The sequence below is a fragment of the Rathayibacter sp. SD072 genome, from assembly GCF_017355185.1.
Lineage (GTDB): Bacteria > Actinomycetota > Actinomycetes > Actinomycetales > Microbacteriaceae > Rathayibacter.
Genome location: NZ_JADILJ010000112.1, coordinates 1 through 458, shown reverse-complemented (window position 1 = coordinate 458; position 458 = coordinate 1). Strand labels below are relative to the sequence as shown.

Below are 458 nucleotides of genomic sequence, written 5' to 3'. Positions count from 1 at the left end.
GACACGCCCGAGGGGCTCTGGGTCGGGGCCAACGCGCACCGCTTCGGCTTCCTCGTCCGCTACAAGCCCGACGCGACCCCGATCACGGGCTACGAGTCGGAGCCGTACCACCTCCGCTACGTCGGCACGGAGCTCGCGCAGCACCTCCACGACACGGGGATCGAGACTCTGGAGCGCCTGTTCGGACTTCCGGATGCGCCCGATTACGCCCCGGGAAGCACTTCCTAGTCGGTCTAGCGATCACATCCGGGCATCCGGAGACGTGACACTCGCCGCTCGTTACCGTACTGTTACCCGGAGCGTTTCCCGACGACCCCCGATCGTCCCGCGCAACAGCCCTTGACAGGGCAGCTCCCCTCTGACAAAGCAGTGCGCCACCGTGCCGTCGCATCCCGAACCGTGAGATACCTCTGTGCCCCCCAGCTCCATCCGCTCCACCCCGACCTCGTCCGCTCCCA

1 protein-coding gene is annotated in these 458 nt (G+C 67.2%); it reads left to right on the top strand.

The window, feature by feature from the left end:
* Nucleotides 1–228: D-alanyl-D-alanine carboxypeptidase family protein (locus tag IOC53_RS18670; RefSeq protein WP_207408122.1), on the top strand; the 228-nt coding region annotated here is incomplete at its 5' end.
* Between the last annotated feature and the right edge of the window lie 230 nt (nt 229–458).